The organism is Streptomyces sp. NPDC058469, from assembly GCF_042721125.1.
Taxonomy (GTDB): domain Bacteria; phylum Actinomycetota; class Actinomycetes; order Streptomycetales; family Streptomycetaceae; genus Streptomyces.
The window spans coordinates 1-3,626 of sequence record NZ_JBHXME010000324.1; the positions used below are offsets into that span (position 1 = coordinate 1).

1 protein-coding gene is annotated in these 3,626 nt (G+C 74.2%); it reads left to right on the forward strand.

Annotated features, from left to right (window positions below):
* Positions 1-3,626, forward strand: a 3,626-nt coding sequence (locus ACFWP5_RS52055; protein WP_384174383.1) for an acyltransferase domain-containing protein, incomplete at both ends; no start/stop codon positions are given.

Consider the following 3,626-nt stretch of genomic DNA (forward strand, 5'->3'; position numbering starts at 1 on the left):
ACCGGCTGGAACCTCAGGGACGTCCTGTCCCGGCCCGAGCTGCCCGCCGGAACCGACGTGGTACAGCCCGCGCTGTTCGCGATGATGGTGGCGCTGACCAGACTCTGGCAACACCACGGCGTCAGTCCCGACGCCGTCGTCGGCCACAGCCAGGGCGAGATCGCCGCCGCTCACATCGCGGGCGCACTCAGCCTCGACGACGCCGCACGGATCGTCAGCGTCCGGTCGCGGGCGCTGCTGGACCTCGCCGGAACCGGCCGGATGGTGTCGCTGCCCCTCGACGCGATCTCTGCGGAGGCGCTCATCGGCGACCTCGGCCTCACCGGCGAGCTGCGGGTGGCGGCGTTCAACGGGCCGAACCACACGATCGTCGCGGGCGCCACCACCGCGGCCGAGGCGCTGACCGCCCACGCCGCGACCGCCGGCCTCGACGCCCGAATGATCCCGGTCGACTACGCCTCGCACACCCCGCTCGTGCGGGGGCTACGCGACCGGCTCCTGGCCGACCTCGGCACGGTCGCGACCGGCCCGGCGGCGATCCCGTTCCACTCGACGCTCACCGGCGGGCTCGTCGAGGACACCGGGCTGCTCGGCGCCGGCTACTGGTACGACAACCTGGCCGCCCCGGTGCTGTTCCACCCGGTGCTCGCCACGCTCGTCCCGCAGCACACGGAGTTCGTGGAAGTGAGCCCGCACCCGGTGCTCGTCCCCGCGATCCTCGACCTGCTGCACGGCGGCGGGACGGCCGGGTCGGCGCATCCGACGCTCCGCCGCGACCAGGGCGGCCTCGGCCGGTTCCTGACGTCGCTGGCCTCCTACCATGTGCACGCCGACGCGCCCGGCACGGACTGGCACGCCCCAGCCTCACAGGAGCGGGTGCCGTTCTACCCGTTCCAGGGCCGCCGGTTCTGGCTCGACGGGGCCGCGCCCGTCACGAAGGCGACCGGGCTCGGGCTGGCGTCGCCGGAGCATCCGCTGCTCGGCGCGGTCGTCGAGCATCCCGACGGGACGATCGCGTGCACCGCGCGTCTCACGCTCGACACCGAGCCATGGCTCGCCGACCACACAGTGAACGGGACGGTCCTGCTGCCGGGCACGGCGCTCGTCGAGCTCGCCCTGCACGCAGGGCACCGCTGGGGTTGCGAGACCGTCGAAGAGCTGACGTTGCAGGCTCCGCTCGTGCTGTCCGCGGGGCCACGGGATCTGCACGTGACGGTCAGCGCCGCCGGAGACGGCGGACGCCGGTCGTTCGCCGTGCACTCCCGACCGCACGGCGACCAGGCCGAGTGGACGGTCAACGCGACCGGGACCCTGACACCGGAGCTCTCGGCCGCGGTTCCGGCGGGCCCTCCGCCCGGCGGCACGCCCATCGACGTCTCGGGGCTGTACGACCGGATCGCCGAGGACGGCTACGGCTACGGGCCGTCCTTCCGCGGTCTGCGCGGCCTGCGCCGCGACGGCGACGTCCTCCACGCGGAGGTCAGCCTCGGCGAGGACGCCGCCACCGGCGGGTACGGCCTCCACCCGGCGCTGCTCGACGCCGCCCTGCACGCCCTCATCGCCGACCGGGACGACCGGACGCCCGACGGCGGGGAGCCCGGCGGCGTCAGCCTTCCGTTCTCCTGGACCGGGGTGCGCCTGCACGCGACCGGCGCCGACACCCTGCGGGTCGCGGTGACCCGGCTGCGAGACGGCGCGGTGGCGCTGTATGCCGCCGACCCGCAGGGCCTCCCGGTGCTGACCGTCGACGAACTGACCCTGCGCCCCCTCGGCGCGGGCCTGTCGGTCTCGGCCGGTCCGGCCACGCACGACCTGTTCCATCCGGTCTGGCACGCCCTGCCCGACACCGCCCCCACCCGCGTCGATGGCGAGCCCGTATTGCTCGGGTCCCCCGCCGAGGGCGCGGCGTACGGCGGGCTCGCGGAGCTCACCGGGGCCCCCGGCGAGGCGATCGCGCTGCCGTCGCTGACGGCGTCCTCCTGCGCGCACGGGGTCTGCGGCTGCCCCGAGGCGGTCGCCTCTGCGACGCGGGCGGCGCTCTCCCTGGTCCAGGGCTGGCTCGACGCGGACGGCGGCACCCTGACATTCGTGACCCGGGAGGCCCACGACGACCGGGGTCCGTCGCTCACGGCGGCGGCGGTGTGGGGGCTGGTGCGCGGGGCGCAGAGCGAGCATCCGGGCCGCTTCCGGCTCCTCGACGCCGACACCGACGACACGGCCACGCTCCTGCGAGCGGTCGCCGCGGGGCGGTCCCTGGACGAGCCTCAGCTCCTGCTGCGCGGCGGTGTCCTGCACCGGCCCTGGCTGGTCGACAGCCGCAAGGAGTTCCTGATCCCGCCGGACCACGACGGCTGGCAGCTGGAGAAGATCACCCGGACGGGCACCCTCGAGGACGTCGTGCTCGCGCCGACCGACCTGCACGACCGTCCGCTGGAGCCGCACGAGATCCGGATCCGCACCCGCGCGGCCGGTCTGAACTTCCGGGACGTCCTGGTCTCGCTCGGCATGGTCGCCACCGACTCGCCGATCGGCGGCGAGGAGGCGGGCGAGGTCATCGGCGTCGGCGCGGACGTCACCGGGTTCCGGCCGGGTGACCGGGTGACGGGCCTGTTCACCCATGGCGGCATCGGTCCGGTCGCCACCACCGACCACCGGCTCGTCATGAAGATCCCCGACGCGTGGACGTGGCCGCAGGCCGCGACCATCCCGGTCGCGTTCCTGACCGCCTGGCACGGGCTGGTCGTCCTCGGCGGCCTCGGAAAGGGCCAGAAGGTCCTCATCCACACCGCAACCGGCGGCGTCGGGCAGGCCGCCCTCCAGATCGCCCGGCTGTTCGAGGCCGAGGTGTACGCGACGGCGAGTCCGGCCAAGCACCACGTCCTGCGCTCGCACGGCCTCGACGACGACCACATCGCCAACAGCCGCGTCGCCGATTATGAGGACCATTTCCGGCGGACGGCCCCCGGCGGCTTCGACATCGTGCTGAACAGCCTCGCCGGGGAGCACGTCGACCTCGGGCTGCGGCTACTCAAGCCGGGCGGGCACTTCCTGGAGATGGGCAAGACCGACATCCGGACGGCCGAGCAGTTCGCGGGCCATCTCGGCGTCGACTACCAGGCCTTCGACCTGATCAGCACGGGCCCCGACCACCTCGGCGTCCTCACCGAGGCCGTCCGTGGGCATCTCGCCTCCGGGGCGCTCGTCCCGCTGCCGTGCACCTCCCATCCGATCACGCACGCCCATGCCGCCATCCGGGTTCTCACGCAGGCCACCCACATCGGGAAGGTCACCCTCACGCTGGATCCGCCGCCCATCCACCGGACCGTCCTGATCACCGGCGGCACCGGGACACTCGGCGCGCTCGTCGCCGGGCATCTCGTCTCGGCGCACGGGGTGCGGCGGCTGCTGCTCGTCAGCAGGCGCGGCCCCCACGCTCCCGGCGCGGACGCCCTCAAGTCTCGCCTGGAAGAACTCGGCGCACGCGTGACGATCGCCGCCTGCGACACCGCCGACCCCGACGCGCTCGCCGCGCTCCTCGCCACCGTCCCCGCCGAACACCCCCTCACCGGAGTCATCCATGCGGCGGGCGTACTGCGGGACGCACCCGTCGAGGCACAGACCACCGA